Annotated in this window: 14 protein-coding genes; 9 read left to right on the top strand and 5 right to left on the bottom strand. The window is 53.4% G+C overall.

Annotation, left to right across the window (positions count from 1 at the left end; genetic code table 11):
* The first annotated feature begins 5 nt into the window (after window positions 1–5).
* Window positions 6–1,013 (top strand): WD40 repeat domain-containing protein, encoded by a 1,008-nt coding sequence (locus RHK62_RS01320; protein WP_310453154.1) that lies wholly within the window; start codon window positions 6–8, stop codon window positions 1,011–1,013.
* Between the two features lie 49 nt (window positions 1,014–1,062).
* Window positions 1,063–1,581, top strand: a complete 519-nt coding sequence (locus RHK62_RS01315; protein WP_206200736.1) for a DUF4330 domain-containing protein — start codon at window positions 1,063–1,065, stop codon at window positions 1,579–1,581.
* On the opposite strand, the gene RHK62_RS01310 is transcribed toward RHK62_RS01315, so the two are convergent.
* The gene (locus RHK62_RS01310) at window positions 1,568–1,966 is read right to left on the bottom strand and encodes a RidA family protein (RefSeq protein WP_310453153.1); all 399 of its coding nucleotides are present in this window, start codon (window positions 1,964–1,966) and stop codon (window positions 1,568–1,570) included. The two genes, RHK62_RS01315 and RHK62_RS01310, sit on opposite strands and share 14 nt — an antisense overlap.
* 354 nt (window positions 1,967–2,320) lie before the next feature.
* Between RHK62_RS01310 and psaA the strand changes: the two genes are divergently transcribed.
* The 3 genes from psaA to RHK62_RS01295 all read left to right on the top strand — a co-directional run bounded on the left by psaA (window position 2,321) and on the right by RHK62_RS01295 (window position 8,761).
* Window positions 2,321–4,588: a photosystem I core protein PsaA gene (gene psaA / locus RHK62_RS01305; protein ID WP_206200734.1), complete on the top strand. Its 2,268-nt coding sequence runs from the start codon at window positions 2,321–2,323 to the stop codon at window positions 4,586–4,588.
* A gap of 23 nt (window positions 4,589–4,611) precedes the next feature.
* Window positions 4,612–6,837 (top strand): photosystem I core protein PsaB, encoded by a 2,226-nt coding sequence (gene psaB / locus RHK62_RS01300; RefSeq protein ID WP_206200733.1) that lies wholly within the window; start codon window positions 4,612–4,614, stop codon window positions 6,835–6,837.
* A 256-nt stretch (window positions 6,838–7,093) separates the two neighbouring features.
* On the top strand, window positions 7,094–8,761 hold the full coding sequence (locus RHK62_RS01295; protein ID WP_206200732.1) for a mechanosensitive ion channel: 1,668 nt from the start codon (window positions 7,094–7,096) through the stop codon (window positions 8,759–8,761).
* A gap of 87 nt (window positions 8,762–8,848) precedes the next feature.
* On the opposite strand, the gene folE is transcribed toward RHK62_RS01295, so the two are convergent.
* The 4 genes from folE to RHK62_RS01275 form a co-directional block, all read right to left on the bottom strand.
* A complete protein-coding gene (gene folE, locus RHK62_RS01290) occupies window positions 8,849–9,499 on the bottom strand; it encodes a GTP cyclohydrolase I FolE (protein WP_310437911.1) in 651 nt (216 codons plus the stop codon).
* Between the two features lie 183 nt (window positions 9,500–9,682).
* On the bottom strand, window positions 9,683–11,578 hold the full coding sequence (gene ftsH2 / locus RHK62_RS01285; RefSeq protein WP_302677071.1) for an ATP-dependent zinc metalloprotease FtsH2: 1,896 nt from the start codon (window positions 11,576–11,578) through the stop codon (window positions 9,683–9,685).
* Between the two features lie 61 nt (window positions 11,579–11,639).
* A complete protein-coding gene (gene recG, locus RHK62_RS01280) occupies window positions 11,640–14,027 on the bottom strand; it encodes an ATP-dependent DNA helicase RecG (protein WP_310453152.1) in 2,388 nt (795 codons plus the stop codon).
* 15 nt (window positions 14,028–14,042) lie between these two features.
* A complete protein-coding gene (locus RHK62_RS01275) occupies window positions 14,043–14,891 on the bottom strand; it encodes a hypothetical protein (RefSeq protein WP_310437910.1) in 849 nt (282 codons plus the stop codon).
* Window positions 14,892–15,025: 134 nt separating this feature from the next.
* Between RHK62_RS01275 and RHK62_RS01270 the strand changes: the two genes are divergently transcribed.
* From RHK62_RS01270 to RHK62_RS01255, 4 genes are all read left to right on the top strand, one after another.
* Complete coding sequence (locus RHK62_RS01270; protein WP_206200726.1) at window positions 15,026–15,847, top strand: undecaprenyl-diphosphate phosphatase; 822 nt, start codon at window positions 15,026–15,028, stop codon at window positions 15,845–15,847.
* Between the two features lie 233 nt (window positions 15,848–16,080).
* Window positions 16,081–16,866 (top strand): RNA polymerase sigma factor SigF, encoded by a 786-nt coding sequence (locus RHK62_RS01265; protein ID WP_206200725.1) that lies wholly within the window; start codon window positions 16,081–16,083, stop codon window positions 16,864–16,866.
* A gap of 19 nt (window positions 16,867–16,885) precedes the next feature.
* Window positions 16,886–17,914, top strand: a complete 1,029-nt coding sequence (gene ldpA / locus RHK62_RS01260; RefSeq protein ID WP_310437909.1) for a circadian clock protein LdpA — start codon at window positions 16,886–16,888, stop codon at window positions 17,912–17,914.
* Window positions 17,907–19,610 (top strand): R3H domain-containing nucleic acid-binding protein, encoded by a 1,704-nt coding sequence (locus RHK62_RS01255; RefSeq protein ID WP_310453151.1) that lies wholly within the window; start codon window positions 17,907–17,909, stop codon window positions 19,608–19,610. Before ldpA ends, RHK62_RS01255 begins: the two co-directional genes overlap by 8 nt.
* Window positions 19,611–19,864 lie beyond the last annotated feature (254 nt).

Raw genomic sequence — 19,864 nt, 5'->3', positions numbered from 1 at the left:
GACTGGTGAATTCTCTGATCCCACTAGGGCAAACCCAACTTCAAGAGTACGTCACCGCCTTGGCGTGGGGCGATCGCCATCTGTTGGCCGCTTCCGCCGCAGGAGAGGTCTATCACATTGATCCAGAGGTGGGTGAGCAACTCATCTTGCAAACGGCGACCGATCAAAGCTTAACGATCCTCGCGGTGGCCAGCGATCGCCAGTGGTGGGCAGCGGCGGGAGAGCAGGGACGGGTACTCATTGGTTCCTTAGCTCACCCTGAGAATCTTCAGGTGCTCCACTACGGTTCCCACTGGATTGATCAACTGGCTTGGCATCCCACATTGCCTTGGGTTGCTTTTAGTCTTGGTCATTACGTCCAGATTTGGGATGCGGCTCAAGCCGATGTCATTGCCACCCTTGATTTTGCGGCCTCGTCAGTGCTGGCTTTGGCTTGGCAACCTACGGGTGATGCTTTGGCCGTTGCCGGTTATGGCGGTGTGCGGGTGTGGTCGGCTAAAGATTGGGATGCCGATCCCCAAGAATTGGGGTTTATGTCTGCAACAGTGGGCGTAGCCTGGTCTGCCACAGGGGAATATTTCGCGGCCAGCAACATGGATCACACCCTTTTTGTCTGGCGTTGGGGCGATCAGTATCCGTGGCACATGCAGGGCTTTCCCGGTAAAGTGCGGCATCTTCACTGGTTGGAAACCACTAACCAAGCCCCCCAGCTCCTGAGCAGTTCCCAAGAGGGGATTATCCTCTGGCGCCTCAGCGAGGATGCAAGCGGCTGGCAACCCCAAGTGCTGGATCTGCACCGTGGCACTGTGCGCGCCCTCTCTATTCATCCCCAAGGTCAAGGCTTCGTGTCCAGTGGCGATGAGGGATGGCTGTGTTATTGGCAGCAAACTCAACCGCAGGAGTTACTGCAAGGTGCCCAAGAATACTTCACAACTCTTGCTTGGCACCCCAAGGGATCGTATTTAGCCGCCGGGGGCACCCAAGGGGAACTCTGGGTTTGGCAAGCCGGTTAGGGAGAACCCGTGTGGTAGGATGTTGCTGCGGGTTTAAGCTAGAGTGCCGATGAAACTCATTGATCGCTATGGCCGTCTTTTTGGCAAGCTGAGTCTTCTAGACCTTGGGGCAGGGCTTGTTCTCCTGTGCGTTTTGGCGGGCTTGTTCCTCCTGCCGGGGCGATCGGGCACCTCGTTGGCACAAATGACCGCTGCCCAACCTATTGAAGTAGATGTTCTCGTTCTGGGTCTGAGTACTCCCACTCCCCAAGACCTAATTCCCAAGAGCAGTACCGCCAACTTTATTATTCGCAACCAGCCCTACGGCCAAATCACTGTGAAAAATGTCCAGGTTCTGCCGCGCACAGTTACTGTTTCCCAGCCCGATGGGTCGGTTAAAGCGCTGCCAGATCCCCGCCCAGAGATGGCCTACAGTAGCAACTTGCTCCTGACCCTCGAAGGCCGAGGCCAAATCACGAACAATGGCCCGGTGCTAGGGAATATGGCCATCAAAGTGGGAACGCCCGTAGAATTAGAGGGCAAAGAGTATAATTTCCGTGCCTCGGTGATTGCCGTTAGGCCGTTGTAGGACAGTAGGCAATGCAGTCAATTTCAACTTTGACTCCCTTCGGCAGGCGCGATACTTCCACACAGGCACGGGCAGGCGCTGTCTCGGCATCCATGTACTGAGCATAGATTTCATTCATGGCGGCGAAGTCATTGAGGTCTGCAAGATACACGGTTGTTTTCACCACCTGTGACCAATCGCTACCGGCGGCCTTGAGGACAACACTGAGATTATCCATCACTTGGCGGGTTTGCTCCTTGACATCTTCGCCACCAACAATCTCACCCGTTTTTGGATCAAGGGCAATTTGCCCTGCGAGAAAGACCCATTCCCCTTGCCGCACGGCTTGGCTATAGGGGCCGACCGGCCTAGGCGCATCAGTGGTACAAATAATCACTTTTGTCATAAAACTTAAAACAATTTACATGTCGGGGGCGATCGCCCCAAAAGCCGATTCTACAGGGAATTGAGCCACGGCCACCTGTATTAAATCAATGGATATGATAGCGCATATATTATGCATTTATACCCCCACAATCATGTCAAGAATTCAAGCATCTTAAATAATGTTAATTATCGGCAAAGTCTGTACTCCCCTTCTATAATGCTGAATTGAGCATTCGCCTCCTGAACGGGCTTTATCGTTCCATTCTGGGTCTTTAGATTCACGATTCTTCACAATCATTGATCTAAAGATCTTTCTATATTGCCGAGGTGAATGCCCTCGTTCCTTCCTTGCCTAAGAGAGAGGAGAGACTCGATGACCATCAGTCCACCGGAGCGAGAGCCAAAGGTCAGAGTCGTGGTTGACAATGACCCGGTGCCCACATCGTTTGAAAAATGGGCAAAACCCGGGCATTTTGACCGCACCTTGGCCAGAGGACCCCAAACCACCACATGGATTTGGAACCTCCACGCTCTTGCCCACGATTTTGATACACACACGAGCGACCTTGAAGATATTTCCCGCAAGATCTTCAGTGCACACTTCGGCCATCTGGCTGTGGTGTTCATCTGGCTGAGTGGGATGTACTTCCACGGTGCAAAATTCTCAAACTATGAGGCTTGGCTGGCCGATCCCACCGGTATCAAGCCCAGTGCTCAAGTGGTCTGGCCCATTGTGGGTCAAGGCATTCTCAATGGTGATGTCGGCGGTGGTTTCCACGGCATCCAAATCACCTCGGGGCTATTCCAACTGTGGCGTGCCTCTGGGATCACCAATGAGTTCCAGCTTTACTGCACCGCAATCGGTGGCTTGGTCATGGCTGGCTTAATGCTCTTTGCAGGCTGGTTCCACTATCACAAGCGCGCTCCTAAGCTGGAATGGTTCCAAAACGTGGAATCCATGCTCAACCACCACCTCGCCGGCTTGCTTGGCTTGGGGTCTTTGGCTTGGGCAGGTCACCAGATCCACGTCTCGCTACCCATCAACAAACTCTTGGATGCAGGGGTTGCTGCTAAGGATATTCCCTTGCCCCACGAGTTTATCCTTAACCCCAGCTTGATGGCCGACCTATATCCCAAAGTGGATTGGGGTTTTTTGAGTGGCGTCATTCCCTTCTTCACCCTTAATTGGGCTGCCTACTCGGATTTCCTGACCTTTAACGGCGGCTTGAACCCTGTTACCGGTGGCCTGTGGCTGTCGGATACGGCTCACCATCACGTGGCGATCGCTGTCCTTTTCATCATTGCCGGTCACATGTACCGCACCAATTGGGGGATTGGCCACAGCCTCAAAGAGATTCTTGAAGCCCACAAAGGCCCCTTCACCGGTGCCGGCCACAAAGGTCTGTACGAAGTGCTGACCACCTCTTGGCATGCCCAACTGGCGATCAACCTAGCCATGATGGGTTCGCTGAGCATTATTGTGGCGCAGCACATGTATGCAATGCCCCCCTATCCTTACTTGGCCACCGACTATCCAACCCAACTGTCGCTGTTTACCCACCACATGTGGATTGGCGGCTTCCTGATTGTGGGTGGTGCTGCCCACGGTGCCATCTTCATGGTGCGTGATTACGATCCGGCCATGAATCAAAACAACGTTCTGGATCGGGTACTGCGCCATCGCGATGCCATCATTTCCCACCTCAACTGGGTGTGCATCTTCTTGGGCTTCCACAGCTTTGGTCTGTACGTCCACAACGACACGATGCGTGCCTTTGGTCGTCCCCAAGATATGTTCTCCGACACTGGCATTCAGCTTCAGCCTGTCTTTGCCCAATGGGTACAACACCTACACACCCTAGCCCCCGGTGGTACGGCTCCCAATGCTGCTGCCACCGCTAGTGTTGCCTTTGGTGGTGATGTGGTTGCTGTCGGTGGCAAAGTCGCCATGATGCCCATTGTTCTGGGAACGGCCGATTTCATGGTGCACCATATTCACGCTTTCACCATCCACGTGACAGTGCTGATTCTGCTGAAGGGCGTCCTCTTTGCCCGCAGCTCTCGACTCATTCCCGATAAAGCCAACTTGGGCTTCCGCTTCCCCTGCGATGGTCCCGGTCGTGGCGGTACCTGCCAAGTCTCCGGTTGGGATCACGTCTTCTTGGGTCTGTTCTGGATGTACAACTGCATCTCTGTTGTGATTTTCCACTTCAGTTGGAAGATGCAGTCGGATGTCTGGGGTACTGTTGCTCCCGATGGCACGGTATCTCACATCACGGGCGGTAACTTTGCCCAAAGTGCCATCACCATCAATGGCTGGCTACGGGACTTCCTGTGGGCACAAGCTTCTCAGGTGATTGGCTCCTATGGTTCAGCCCTATCCGCCTATGGTTTGTTGTTCTTGGGTGCTCACTTCATTTGGGCCTTCAGCCTCATGTTCCTCTTCAGTGGTCGTGGCTACTGGCAAGAGCTGATTGAGTCCATTGTTTGGGCCCACAACAAGCTGAAAGTTGCACCGGCCATTCAGCCCCGTGCCCTGAGCATTATTCAAGGCCGTGCCGTCGGTGTAGCCCATTACCTCCTAGGGGGGATTGCCACTACTTGGGCATTCTTCCTAGCTCGGATTATTTCTGTAGGATAGGGGCGAGGAGGAGATAACCAACTATGGCAACTAAATTTCCGAAGTTTAGCCAAGACCTCGCACAGGATCCGACCACACGCCGGATTTGGTACGCCATCGCCATGGCTCACGACTTCGAAAGCCACGATGGCATGACCGAGGAAAATCTTTACCAGAAGATTTTTGCCTCCCACTTTGGGCATCTGGCCATCATCTTCCTGTGGGTGTCTGGTAGCCTATTCCACGTTGCGTGGCAGGGGAACTTTGAACAATGGATTCAAGACCCTGTCAACACCCGTCCCATCGCCCATGCGATCTGGGATCCTCAATTTGGCAAAGCCGCAGTGGATGCCTTTACCCAAGCGGGGGCTGCTAACCCTGTGGACATTGCCTACTCCGGTGTCTATCACTGGTGGTACACCATCGGTATGCGCACCAACGGTGACCTCTACCAAGGTGCCATCTTCCTGCTGATTCTGGCTTCGCTGGCTCTCTTTGCCGGCTGGCTGCACCTACAACCCAAATTCCGTCCTAGCCTCTCTTGGTTCAAAAATGCCGAATCGCGGTTGAACCACCACTTGGCCGGTCTGTTTGGCGTTAGCTCCTTGGCTTGGGCAGGTCACCTGATTCACGTGGCCATTCCGGAGTCCCGTGGTCAGCACGTGGGCTGGGATAATTTCCTGAGCACCATGCCCCACCCCGCTGGTTTGGCGCCCTTCTTTACGGGCAACTGGGGTGTCTATGCCCAAAACCCTGACACGGCTAGCCACATCTTTGGCACGGCACAGGGTGCTGGAACGGCAATTCTCACCTTCTTGGGTGGCTTCCATCCCCAAACGGAGTCCCTGTGGCTCACGGATATGGCGCACCACCACCTTGCGATCGCGGTGCTCTTTATTGTGGCGGGTCACATGTACCGCACCCAGTTTGGGATTGGCCACAGCATTAAAGAGATGATGGATGCCAAGGACTTCTTTGGCACGAAGGTGGAAGGTCCCTTCAACATGCCTCACCAAGGCATTTATGAAACCTATAACAACTCGCTACACTTCCAGTTAGGTTGGCACTTGGCCTGCTTGGGCGTGATCACCTCCTTGGTGGCACAGCACATGTACTCGCTGCCACCCTATGCCTTCATTGCCCAAGACCACACCACGATGGCTGCCCTCTATACCCATCACCAGTACATTGCTGGCTTCTTGATGGTGGGTGCCTTTGCCCATGGGGCTATCTTCTTGGTGCGGGACTATGATCCAGCCCAAAACAAAGGCAATGTGTTGGATCGGGTACTACAACACAAAGAGGCGATCATTTCCCACCTAAGCTGGGTGTCCCTCTTCTTGGGCTTCCACACCTTGGGTCTCTATGTCCACAACGATGTCGTGGTGGCCTTTGGTACCCCCGAAAAGCAAATCCTCATTGAGCCGGTGTTTGCTCAGTTCATTCAAGCGGCCCATGGCAAACTGCTCTATGGCTTTGATACGCTGCTGTCGAACCCCGATAGCATTGCTAGCACCGCTTGGCCGAACTACGGCAATGTCTGGCTACCCGGCTGGCTCGATGCCATCAACAGTGGCACCAACTCTCTGTTCTTGACGATTGGCCCTGGGGACTTCTTGGTGCACCACGCCATTGCCTTGGGTCTGCACACCACCACCTTGATTTTGGTCAAAGGTGCGTTGGATGCCCGTGGCTCCAAACTGATGCCAGATAAGAAAGACTTCGGCTATGCCTTCCCCTGCGATGGCCCCGGCCGTGGCGGTACCTGCGATATTTCTGCATGGGATGCCTTCTATCTGGCCATGTTCTGGATGCTGAACACCATTGGCTGGGTTACCTTCTACTGGCACTGGAAACACCTTGGTGTCTGGGAAGGCAATGTGGCTCAGTTCAACGAAAACTCTACCTACCTCATGGGTTGGCTGCGGGATTACCTCTGGTTGAACTCCTCCCAGCTCATCAATGGCTACAACCCCTTCGGCACCAATAACCTGTCGGTGTGGGCATGGATGTTCCTGTTTGGTCACCTTGTGTGGGCAACAGGCTTCATGTTCCTGATTAGCTGGCGTGGTTACTGGCAAGAGCTGATTGAAACCTTGGTGTGGGCGCATGAGCGCACTCCCTTGGCCAACTTGGTGCGTTGGAAAGACAAGCCGGTGGCGCTGTCGATTGTGCAAGCCCGCTTGGTGGGTCTGGCACACTTCAGCGTTGGCTACATCTTGACCTATGCGGCCTTCCTGATTGCCTCAACCGCAGCCAAGTTCGGTTGATCTACTTAAGTTAAGTTAAATTTTGTCAGCTCCCCTGCCTCTAGGTGGGGGATTTTTGTGTTTGATAACAAGTTGTAGCTGCTTGTTTTAGAGCGAGCCAACTGATTCCTTGCTAGTGACCACAGTTAGGATTTTTTAACATATCTCAATATCTCAGTACCTAAAAACGTTTTTCAATGACATCACGCTACTTTTTAGATATCCTAGGACTGAATTTTGCATTGATAAGGGTGTGTCTGAATTGAGGACGGTTGTAATGCGTGATACATTTAACCTAGCTATTTTAAGGTTTTCATCTAAGAACCCTATTGAAGGCTTGTTGGCTCAAGTTAATACTGAAGAAACTTCCCAAATTGTCGGTGAAAATTCAGTGAATCCAGCTTTTGATCTCAACAATTTGGGGAGCCTTTTAGCGCAAGTCATTATTGCAGTTGCTTTGCTGCTCATTGGCTGGATTGTTGCCACTATTCTGGCAAAGATAACACGCTCGGTTTTGAAACGAATGCGGGTTGATGAACGATTGACCCAATTCTTTGGTGGAAATGAGTCGCTCCAAAGCATATCAGTGACTGCGATTCTGGCAGCAGTAGTTTTCTGGGTCATTCTTTTGCTGGCGGTGGTGGCCTTTTTAGATGCCCTGCGCTTGACGACAGTGTCACAGCCCCTCAATGCGTTTCTCAATCAAGTTTTTAGTTTCCTGCCAAAGCTGGGGGCAGCGATCCTGCTGGCGGATGTAGCTTGGGTAGTAGCAACTATATCGAAAATGGTGGTCACTCAGTCTGCCCGTTCTTTGAATTTGGATCGTCAACTCCCCCTCGAATCTGAGGGGAATGGTTCCTCAGAGGGGCCGGCCACCATGTCTGTGGCTGAGATGTTGGGAAATACCCTCTATTGGTTTGTTTTTCTTTTCTTCCTGCCCCTAATTTTGGGGGTGCTTGATCTGCAAGGCTCATTGCAGCCTGTACAAAATCTCTTGAATGATATTCTAGGCGCACTGCCTTTTGTCTTTAAGGCGGTGATTATCGCGGTTGTCGGTTGGTTTATTGCCCGCATTGTCCGCAGTTTAGTCATTAACTTAATGACGGCCATGGGAATTCAGCGCATTGGTCAGCGCCTCGGTCTAGGGCAAACCAGTTTAGGGGAATCCCTAGCAACGGTCATCGGTACGATTGTCTATGTCTTAATCTTGATTCCGACGGCGATCGCTAGCCTTGATGCGCTACAAATCGTGGCCATTACGGAACCGGCAACGGCAATGCTAAACCAAGTGCTGACGGCATTGCCGAAAATTTTTACTGCAGCCATTATTCTGCTGCTGGCCTATGTAATTGGCCGCTTTGTGGCGGAGACGGTTACCAATTTCCTGCAAACCATCGGCTTTGATCAAGTGTTGGTCTGGCTAGGTCTAGAGCGTCCGATGGTGGATTCTCAGGAGTCTCAGCCTGCGGAGGCACCCGAGCAGCGCTGGCGACAGCCCTCAGAAGTGATGGGCATCGTTGCCTTTGTTGGCGTTTTGTTATTTGGAGCGATCGCTGCCGTTGATGTACTGGATATTCCTGCTCTCAGTGCTTTTGTCACTGCCCTAGTAGTGGTGATTGGTCGGGTGTTGGTCGGAACGCTGATCTTAGCGGTAGGGTTGTACTTTGCCAATTTAGTATTTCGGCTTGTTGCTAGTTCTGGCACCTCCCAAGGGCGTTTTCTCGCTCAGGCGGCACGGCTAGCAACGATGACGTTTGTGGGGGCAATGGCTCTGCAGCAGATGGGCATTGCAACGAGCATTGTCAATTTAGCCTTTGGCTTGCTCTTTGGTTCTATTGCGGTGGCGATCGCCCTTGCCTTTGGCTTGGGATGCCGGCAAATTGCAGCGGCTCAAGTTGAGGAATGGCTGAATTTGCTCAAAGGCAGAAATTCTGAAAATAATTGAGGCAAGTAGCAAGAGCTGGCCTAGGGATTCAGTTTTTCCCACAAAAGGGGGAGAAAGGTGTCCTCTCCCCCTCGTCTGGTAATCAGACTAGCGGAAGGAGGGTTGGTGGCGGATCAGATCTAGGAACTCTTGGCGGGTGCGGGCATCTTCAGCAAACACCCCTTGCATTGAACTGGTGACCGTCCAAGAGCCCGGTTTTTGTACGCCTCGCATCACCATACACATATGGGTGGCCTCAACAACCACAGCCACCCCTTGCGGTTTCAGGAGTCCTTGCAAAGCATTTGCAATTTGTTGGGTCAGGCGCTCCTGCACCTGTAGCTGCCGCGCATACATCTCGCAAATGCGGGCAATTTTTGACAGGCCAATGACCCTGCCATTGGGAATGTAGGCGACATGGGCTCGCCCAATGATTGGCAGAATATGGTGCTCACAACAACTAAAGAGATCGATGTCGCGCACCAAGACCATCTCATTGGTGTCTTCGTAAAAAACGGCACCATTCAGCAACTCATCCAAGGATTGGCGGTAGCCACTGGTTAAAAACTTCAAGGCTTGAACAACCCGTTTGGGGGTATCCCGCAGGCCTTCGCGATCAGGATTTTCCCCTAGCCCGATGAGGAGTGTGCGAACCGCCTGCTCCATCTCAGCATCTGACACCTGGGTCGAGACGCAGGTGGGTATACTTTCAAGGCTGCTTTGCACGGTTAACAACTGGTTACGGGATTGCTGGGACATAGGGTACCTAAAAATAATAACGATTATCATTCTATTTACTGGTGGAAATGGTGTCAAGGAAACTGACATGAAAGTCGGTTTAGTTGAGCATAGAATTTACAGAGGAAAAGCAGTCAAAATAAAATCCCCCTCATCCGCACTGGGAGAGGGGTTAGGGCGATTGAATCTACTAATTTAGCTTATCTAAAGCTGCGGTACAAAGCGCTCTTTATCGGGAACAACGGTGTATTCAGCAACAATTTGCCGGAACTCTTCACCATCAATGGTTTCTTTCTCTACTAGGAGATCGACGAGGCGGTCAATGACCACGCGATTGTCCCGGATAATCTTGATGGCCAGTTCGTAGCTGTGCTGCACCAACTCCCGCACTTGGGCATCAATGCGAGCCGCAATTTCTTCGGAGTATTCTGTTCGAGACACCAAGTCCCGCCCCAAGAACACTTCACCGTTTTGGGTTTCCAAGGAGAGAGGTCCTAGATCTGACATACCAAAGCGGGTCACCATTTGCCGTGCCATCGCTGTCACTTGCTGCAGGTCATTGCCAGCACCAGTCGTGACTTCAGCATCGCCAAAGACGACGTATTCAGCAGCCCGACCGCCCAAGGCACCAGCCATCCGCGCCATCAGTTGCGATCGCGAGATCAATCCGGAATCCTCTGAAGGCATGAACCAAGTCAGGCCACGGGCTTGACCACGAGGCACTAATGTCACTTTTTGCACAGGATCGTGATCCTTCAAGAGGGTACCGACAATGGCATGACCCACTTCGTGGTAGGCGATGAGGCGCTTGCTCTTGCCGTCAATCAGCGGTGTGCCCTCCATACCAGCAACAACCCGGTCCACGGCATCGTCAATTTCCAGCATGGTGATGGCGGGTTTCCGCCGCCGGGCCGTGAGAATCGCCGCTTCATTGAGGAGGTTGGCCAAATCGGCACCCGTAAAGCCGGGGGTACGGCGAGCGATTGCCTCAAGGGAAACTTCGGGCGCCAATTTCTTGTTGCGGGCATGCACCTTGAGAATCGCCAAGCGACCCTTAATATCCGGCGCATCCACCACCACCTGTCGGTCAAAGCGACCCGGACGCAGGAGAGCCGCATCCAAGACATCCGGACGGTTGGTTGCCGCAATCACGATGATGCCGGTATTCCCCTCAAAGCCATCCATTTCGGTCAGCAGTTGGTTGAGGGTTTGCTCCCGCTCATCGTTACCGCCGCCAATGCCAGCCCCGCGTTGGCGACCCACAGCATCAATTTCATCAATAAAGATGAGACAGGGAGCATTTTCCTTGGCCTTGCGGAACAAGTCCCGGACGCGGGAGGCACCAACACCAACAAACATCTCGACAAATTCTGAACCTGAGATGGAGAAGAAGGGTACCCCTGCCTCACCCGCGATCGCCTTGGCGAGCATCGTTTTCCCCGTGCCGGGGGGACCTACTAGGAGAACCCCTTTGGGAATGCGAGCACCCACCGCTGTAAATTTCTCGGGCTTCTTCAGGAAGGTGACCACCTCTTGTAGTTCTTCCTTGGCTTCATCGACACCAGCAACATCGTCAAACATGACACCCGTTTTGGCCTCCATTTGGAAGCGGGCGCGAGACTTACCGAAGTTCATCGCCTGACCTGGTCCTCCGGGCACGTTGCTGGAGCGGCGGAAGAGGAAAAAGAGTCCCCCCAAGAGCAAGACGGGGAAGAGTAAATTACCCAAGAGTCCCCACAGGGCACCATCATTGCGAGCGGGATGGACATCAATTTCTACGTGCTGCTCCCGCAGTTTACTAATGACTTCTGGAGCCGTCCCCGGCATATCTACCCGTACCCGCAGGGGGCGACCGTTAATCAGTTCTGGATCAGAGACATCCACAATGGCGGTGCGACCATTATCGAAAATGTCCACTTTACTAATGCGACCCGCATCTAAATAGTTGAGGAATCGCCCATAGCTCATGCGCGTACTGGCAGTATTCAGAGGAGGCTGACTTTGATTGAGCATAAAGTTGCTCGCCCCCTGCCAGAGGAGAACCCCCATGAGCAGTAGGGGGATTGACCAAAGGAGAACTGTTTTCCAAGAGACTTTCATTGGCGGCGCTTTTTATCAGGTTCTTAACTAAATTTAACATATCCCTCCCAAAGGGGGAGTATTAGTTCATCATGCCCTCAAGCAGGCGATCGCGCCGTTGCTGGAGAACTGCTTGCAGCAGAGGATAGCCCCGTAACTCAGGATCCTGGGCGATCAGTTCACTGGCCGCCGATCGCGCCGCCTCTAGGCAATCTTGATCCTCAACAAGGCTAGCGAGGGCAAAGTCCGGTAATCCCGATTGCCGCGTCCCCAAAACCTCCCCCGGACCGCGCAGCCGCAGATCCATCTCTGCAATAAAGAAGCCATCCTGAGACTGCGCCAGCACATTCAGCCGTTGCTTGGCAGCATCATTGCGAGAACTATTGAGCAGCAGACAATAGGACTGTTGGGCACCCCGCCCCACCCGCCCCCGCAGTTGATGGAGTTGGGATAGGCCAAAGCGTTCAGCATGTTCAATGAGCATCACCGTGGCATTGGGGACATCCACCCCCACCTCGACCACCGTGGTAGCCACCAGAATATCCAATTCCCCCTTGGCAAAGGCTTGAATCGTGGCATCCTTGTCACTCGATGCCATGCGACCGTGGAGCAGCCCGACGCGAAAATTGGGAAAAATCTCCGTTTGTAATCGCTCGTGCTCGGCAATGGCGGATTTCAGATCTAGTTTTTCCGATTCCTCAACCAAAGGCAGGACAATATACGCTTGCCGCCCTTGGGCCACTTCACGGCGGATTAAATCATAGGCGCAGGAGCGATCGCCCCGTCCCAAGACGGTTGTTTGAATCGGCTGCCGACCGGGGGGCAATTCATCAATTTGACTCACATCCAAATCCCCATGGAGGGTCAAGGCAAGCGTGCGGGGAATCGGTGTCGCCGTCATAGTCAACACGTGGGGCAGGAGTCCCTTGGCTTGCAGCTTTGCCCGTTGTGCCACCCCAAAGCGGTGCTGTTCATCAATCACCACGAGACCGAGGCGCTGAAACGTCACCCCCTCTTGGATCAGAGCATGGGTGCCCACCAGCACCGGCAATTCCCCCGTTGCCAATTGATCCAGAATCTGGCGGCGCTTGGCTGTACGTATCGATCCTGTGAGCAATTCCACCGGCACATGCAAAGGGGTGAGCCATTCCAAGAGCTTGCGGTAGTGCTGCTCCGCCAGAACCTCTGTGGGTGCCATCAGAGCTGCTTGGTAACCCGACTGCACAGCCGCCAATAGCGCAATCACAGCGACAACGGTTTTGCCGGATCCCACATCCCCTTGGACAAGGCGATTCATGGGAATCGGGCGCTCTAAATCCGCCAAAATTTCCGCCACCACCCGCTGCTGCGCCCCTGTGAGTTGAAAGGGCAGCCCCTGGTAAAACTGCTCAATCAGTTCCCCTTGGGGGTTGAGGGGGGCACTGGCCTGCTGTTGCTGCTGGCGCCGCCGTTGGAGCAATCCCAGTTGCAGGTAGAAAAATTCATCAAAAATCAGCCGCCGCCGTGCCAGACTCAGTCGCCTTTGATCCGCGGGAAAGTGAATGTGCCGCAGCGCCATGTCTAAGGGCATGAGTTGATGACGTTGGCGCAGCGCCTGCGGTAGGGGATCAGGATAGCCCTGCACCAAGGGCAGAACGCGATCGACCGCACGGCGAATCACATCGGGAGATACTCCCTCCGTTAAGGGATAGACCGGCACAATACGGCCAATCGTGAGGGAGTCTATTTCTGCCCCAGCATGATCCAGCACTTCCAACTGCGGATCTTCAAGGGTAAGGCCATACTTCGTCAGTTTCACGAGGCCAGAGGCAGCAACGATGGTCTGTGGGGCATAGAGGCGTTTTTGCTGCTCTTGCCACCCCCGTTGGGCATAGCGGGCACCCGCATAGAAGCGACTCAGGCGAATTTGCCCGGTGCGATCTTGAAGAACAATTTCTAAAATCGTCAGCTTGGCATTGCGGGGACTGGTAAAACAGTTGCAACGGCGGACTTTACCCACAAGGGTGACGGTCTCCCCAGCTTGGAGTTGCCGAATCGGCACTTGGCGGGCATAGTCAATGTGATCGCGGGGGAAGTAGTAAATGAGATCCGCAACCGTATAAAGCCCAAGTTTTTCCAGTTTCGCCGCAGTGCGCTCACCAATCCCATTCACTGTTTTGAGCGCTTGATCGAGGGGACGGGGGCGCGGGGGTGGACTCGTGAGTTGTTTGTGGACATCGTGGAGCAGTTGGCGCGTTTTCACCACGAGGTGTTGTCGTTGGCTGGGGGAGAGATCGTTGTAGTGGGCATAGGCTGCCGCCGTTTCCTGCCAGCGATCGCGCACCTGAAGGGGGAGTTGTTGCAGAGGGGCTTGCGTTAACGCTGCGTGTAAATACTCATTAAACCGATAGGTATTGCCCTGAAGGTTGCAAAAACCCCGCTCCGTTTCAATGGCAAGGGCGCGTTGTAGGCGTGGCCAGTCAAGGGACACAGCAGGCCTCCTTCCCTATTGCTCACCATCCATTGCTTCGGGGACACTGGCGGTCGCGTCTGCGGCTTCATTGGCTTTCCACGTTTGCCACCATGCCCGACTGGCCTTGAGAACCAGATATTGCCGCTGTTTTTTATGCAGTTGCTTCTGGAGGGTGGCCAGACGTGCTTCCAGTTGGCGAATTTGACTGCGCTGATTGCCGAGGGGAGGATGCTGAAACTCCAGTTCCTCAAGTTGCAGGTAAATGGCTGCCATGGGGTGATGACTGGAAGATTCCCTTGGGGACTCACTGGTGTCTCGCTCCTCTTCGCCCTCCTCTTGTAGTTTCTGCTCATCTAGCATCATCGTCAACAAATGGGGAATCCGCCCAAGGGGACGATTTTCCGCCTTACTGGCAATCTCTAAAATGACCGCGATTGGGGCAGGCGGTAAGATAGCCGCCCGTTGCAGTAGATGGTTCATCTTGAGCGAACTTTGATAAAGAACTTGGCTCAATTGCTCCGATAGGGAGGGGGGTTCCTGTTCCTTGGTTGCGTTTTCTTCCCCATTCGTCGCCTCTTGCTTTGCAGTTGAGTCTTCTTGGCGACGGGGCTGTAGGCCTAAAATCGTGGTTTCCAAGGCGATCGCCAGTTCAACAATCTGACGCTGAAGATCCTGTCGCTCTGGGTCTTCAAGGGTCAAAAATTTCTCTGGAAAGACTTGAGTGCACACCTGATAACTGACGGTGATCAACTGCTGGCGGGCAATGGGGGCGAGCATTTCTAGATAAACATCATAAAGCTGACGCATTTCCGCCAAGGCGGCCAATAGCATCCCCTGTAACCCTAAAATTTCCCGCTCAACGGCTTCTAAGTTACCCGACATACACGCCTAACTGGCAAAACAGTGCTGCTGCGTTTAAGAAGACTGTTTCTACAATCTATTACAACATCTTGGCGAGGATAGCCTGTTCACCGACTCATGGCAAGATAGTGGGGTTGCAAAGGTGAGACAGAAACGTGGATATTATTCTCTGGCTGCAAGCAGTCATCCTCGGCTTCGTGCAAGGTATTACAGAGTTCTTGCCCATTAGCAGTACCGCTCACTTGATTCTCTTTAGTGACCTCTTGGGGTGGAAAAGTGTCTGGCATAAAACTGCCCTAGATGCGATGCAATTTGGTAGCGTGATCGCGGTTTTTGGCTATTTCTGGCAGGATATTCGCCAAATTGTCCAAGGGGCTTGGCAGGCATGGCAACAGCGGGATTGGCAGCGGGAAGAATGGAAACTGTTGGTTGGGATCACGGTGGGCACGATTCCCGCACTAGCGGCAGGACTTCTTCTGAAATGGGCCAAAGTTGAGTTGGATCGGCCTCAGATCATTGCCACGATGGCGATCGCCATGGCAATTCTTTTGGGATTCGCAGAAAAATGGGGTTCCCGCAAACGCACCTATCAAGACATTGGCATTTTAGATGGCTTTCTAGTGGGTTGTGGCCAGATGATTGCCCTGCTGCCGGGGGCTTCGCGTTCAGGCTCCACGCTAACGACAGCTTTATTTTTAGGGCTGGAGCGGCAAACAGCGGCGCGCTTTTCTTTTCTGTTGGGCATTCCCACACTGACGATCGCCACCCTTGTCCAAGCCAAAGATGTTTTTGATGAGGGGACGCTGTTTATTCCTCTTGTGATTGCCACACTCTCGAGCATGGTTTTTTCCTATTTGGCGATCGCTTGGCTGCTGCGATTCCTGCAACGCCATTCCACTTGGGTCTTTATCTGGTATCGCATTGGCTTGGGAACTGCATTGTGGGGCGCGATCGCCCTCGGTAGTCTGCGAACCTAAGGAACAACATTTAGCAAAATTTAACCTAACCTGTGGTCGAGATCACAGGGAAACTACGGATGCCTTGCCATACTAGATGTGGAATCGTAAGAATAGGCGATTTCATAGTCGCAGTTGATATCTAGTTCAGGTATCTATTTAAGTTGTTGTTCAATAACCCAAGAAGACCGTAGGATGTGCTCATTGATCTGCTCATTTTGAAGCTGTGGGGGATTTAAGGTACGGTGTGTTCTATGTTCAGCACGACAGCCAATACTGACCTCAAGCATTCCACCCTCTCGCTGTTGCAGGCATACCAAGACAACCCTGCACGCGAATTGCGGAATCGCCTTGTCGAGTTGAACATGGGACTGGTACGCAAGGAAGCCCATCGCTGGGTACAGTGCACCCAAGAAAGCTTTGACGACCTGATGCAAGTGGGCACCCTTGGCCTCATTCACGCCATTGAACGCTTTGATCCCAGTAAGGGCGTGGCCTTTAGTTCCTTTGCCATTCCCTACATTCGCGGTGAAATTCAACATTATTTGCGCGACAAAAGTCCACAAATTCGCGTCCCCCGCCGTTGGCAAGCCCTCCAAAGCCAAGGAAAGCGGGTGATTCAAGAACTCCGCCAACAACTGCATCGCCCCCCCACCGATAACGAAATTGCCCAAGCGCTCGATGTTCCCCTTGAAGAATGGCAAGCGGCAAAATTTGCCAACTACCACACCACCCCGGTCAGCCTAGATGCCCCCACCTTTGAGGGTGAGGAAGATGCCGTTTCCCTCGGTGACATCGTGCCCGATCAACGGTACCAAAGTTTTCAACTCGCCCAAGAAGATCGCATTCGTTTGCAGCAGTGTCTGCAAAAACTAGAAGCCCGCACCTGTCAGATTCTGGAATTTGTCTTTTTGCACGATTTGAGTCAAAAAGAAACTGCTGAACTCTTGGGTCTAAGTGCGGTCACAGTTTCTCGCCAGATTAAAAAAGGCCTGCAAGCCCTACAACGGATGATGAGTCACGACGACGCTGAATCCTGAAAACGCATAAAATATATTTATGGTTAATTTTGCTGCCCCCCTAGCGGCTTTAGCGGCACATCGTTGGTTCAAACTCATTAACGGTGCCAGTTTCCAAGATGTTGCCCAAATTTATAACTTGACGTTGGCCTATGCACTGGCAGGGGCTGATTGTATTGATGTGGCCGCCGACCCTGCCGTGATTTACGCGGCTAATCACGCTTTGACAGTTGCGGCAAGCCTTGGGGCCACTCGCCCCCTGCTGATGGTGAGTATTAATGATGGGGCTGACCCGCATTTTCGTAAGGCCACGTTTGATCCGAGTCGCTGTCCCCCAGGGTGCGATCGCCCCTGTGAACGCATTTGTCCTGCTGCCGCCATTCGCTTTGATGAACAGGTGCAGGGGGTGGTGCGCGATCGCTGTTATGGTTGTGGCCGCTGTTTACCCCTGTGCCCCTTGGGTTTGATTTCCACCTATGAGCAGCCAGCGGTGTTTGAGCAGATCACTCCCCTCATTGCCCAAGGCACCATTCAAGCCCTAGAAATCCACACCCAACCCCAGCGCTACAATGACTTTACCCAGCTTTGGCAGCGCGTCCGCCCCTGGGTTCGATATTTGCAGGTGCTAGCCATCAGTTGTCCCCAAGGCGAGGGAGTAATTGACTATTTGCGCTGGATCAATGGGCAGATTCAACCGTTGCAGTGTGCCCTCATTTGGCAGGCGGATGGTCGTCCCATGAGTGGCGATATTGGCGATGGTGCAACACGAGCCACCATTCAATTGGGTCAAGCCATTTTAGGGGCAAATTTACCCGGATTTGTGCAGTTGGCGGGCGGCACAAATGGCCATACGGTTGCTAAACTCAGGGCAATGGGATTGCTAGATCCACAGGGAATTGCTGGTGTTGCCTATGGTAGTTATGCTCGCAAACGCCTTGCCCCTTTCCACGCGATCGCCGACCAACCCTGGCAAACTGTTCCTGCCGTCCTTGCAGCGGCTGTTGCTGAAGCAGCTACCCTTGTGTCTCCTTTGAAATCTGTCCCGTCACCCTCTGTACCCTATGGTTGAATTGACTGCTGGACAACGCCAAGTCACTGACGATCTCGATCAATTATTGGCGATCCTACCGCCGCCCCTTGGACAGTCCCTCACCGATCATCCACAGCGGGAAGAACTCTTAGAAATCGTTCTCGATTTGGGGCGATTGCCGGAAGCACGGTTTATCCACAGCACCCAATACCTTGCCGAGACGCCCGTCAGCCGTGAGATGTTGCAATATGCCGTGGATCGGGTGGGTGAGTTTAGTGGTGACAATCGCGCTGGCATTGAGCGTACGCTGCACCGCATTAGTGCCCTGCGCAATCGCCAAGGAACGATTATTGGCTTGACCTGCCGGGTGGGGCGAGCCGTCTTTGGCACGATTGGTATGATTCGCGACTTGGTGGAAAGTGGCCAGTCTATTTTGCTTTTAGGTCGCCCCGGTGTTGGTAAAACAACGGCACTACGGGAAATTGCCCGCGTCTTGGCCGATGAGTTGCACAAACGGGTAGTGATTATTGACACCTCTAATGAAATTGCGGGCGACGGTGATATTCCCCATCCAGCGATTGGCAAGGCACGACGAATGCAGGTGGCTCGCCCGGAACTTCAGCATCAGGTGATGATTGAGGCGGTGGAAAACCACATGCCCCAAGTGATTGTCATTGATGAGATTGGCACCGAACTAGAGGCACTAGCAGCACGCACCATTGCGGAGCGAGGCGTACAACTGATTGGTACTGCCCACGGCAACCAAATTGAGAACCTGATGAAAAACCCGACCCTCTCGGATTTGGTGGGGGGCATTCAATCGGTCACCCTTGGGGATGAAGAAGCGCGGCGGCGGGGCACCCAAAAGAGTGTTCTTGAACGCAAAGCTCCACCCACTTTTCAAATAGCCGTGGAAATGCTGGAGCGCGATCGCTGGGTTGTGCATCTCGATGTGGCCGCCAGTGTGGATCTCCTACTGCGGGGTCGCCAACCCTCACCTGAAATTCGCAGTGTTGCTGCCGATGGCTCAGTGGTGATTAGTCGTCCTGAGCCTCCTTCCCAGCGATCGGAGGTCAAATCTGTGCCTCAGCGTCCCTCTTGGCGTGAGAGTGGCCAGATGCTACCCGTCGTCGATGCCAACAAAGAACCTCTGCGAGCCAACTTTGCCCAACTGCTCGAAGCCACATTGGATACCCCCACGGTTGGGCCGAATGGCGAAGAACTCCCCCTCCACGTCTTTCCCTATGCCGTCAGCCGCCATCATTTAGAGCAAGCCATTCGCACTCTCAACCTACCCATTATTGTCACTAAGGATATTGATCAAGCGGATGTGATTTTGACGCTCCGCTCCCATCTCAAGGGGGAAAGCAAGCTGCGGCACCTTGCCCATATTCACCATCTCCCCGTCCATGCCATTAAGACAAATAGTATGGCGCAAATTGTGCGGGGGTTACGGCATTTGCTTGGCATTGAAGACCCCAGTCCAGCCGAGTCAGCAGATCTTTCCCTCTTTAGTCCAACGGGCAGTGATGACGAATTGGAAGCCCTTGAGGAGGCGCGCTTAGCTGTGGAAGAAATTGTTATTCCCAAGGGGCAAGCAGTGGAGCTACTCCCGCGATCGGCCAACATTCGGCGAATGCAACACGAGTTGATTGAGCACTACCAGTTGACCTCCTGTAGCTTTGGTGAAGAGCCGAATCGGCGGCTGCGGATTTACCCGAATCTATCACGCTAATCAGGGATTGACCAGTGCCTGCAAAAAGGCACCTCTGCGCCCAATGGGCAAAACATCCTGCACAGCGCCAAGGGCGATGGCCTGCTTGGGGATGCCAAAAATGACACGGGTGGCCTCATCTTGGGCGCAGTAAGTATAGCTATTCCAATAAAGAATGAGACATTATCCAGCACAATACTTGCGAATCACCTCATCAATCGAACTGTTTGACCCTGCATACATCCGCGCTCGCTTCAACGCACTGAAGTCGTGCT

Origin of the sequence: Thermosynechococcus sp. HY213 (assembly GCF_031460975.1) — a bacterium.
Classification (GTDB): Bacteria; Cyanobacteriota; Cyanobacteriia; order Thermosynechococcales; family Thermosynechococcaceae; genus Thermosynechococcus.
The sequence above is the reverse complement of the archived record's forward strand: the minus strand, read 5'-3'. Positions and strand labels throughout refer to the sequence as shown.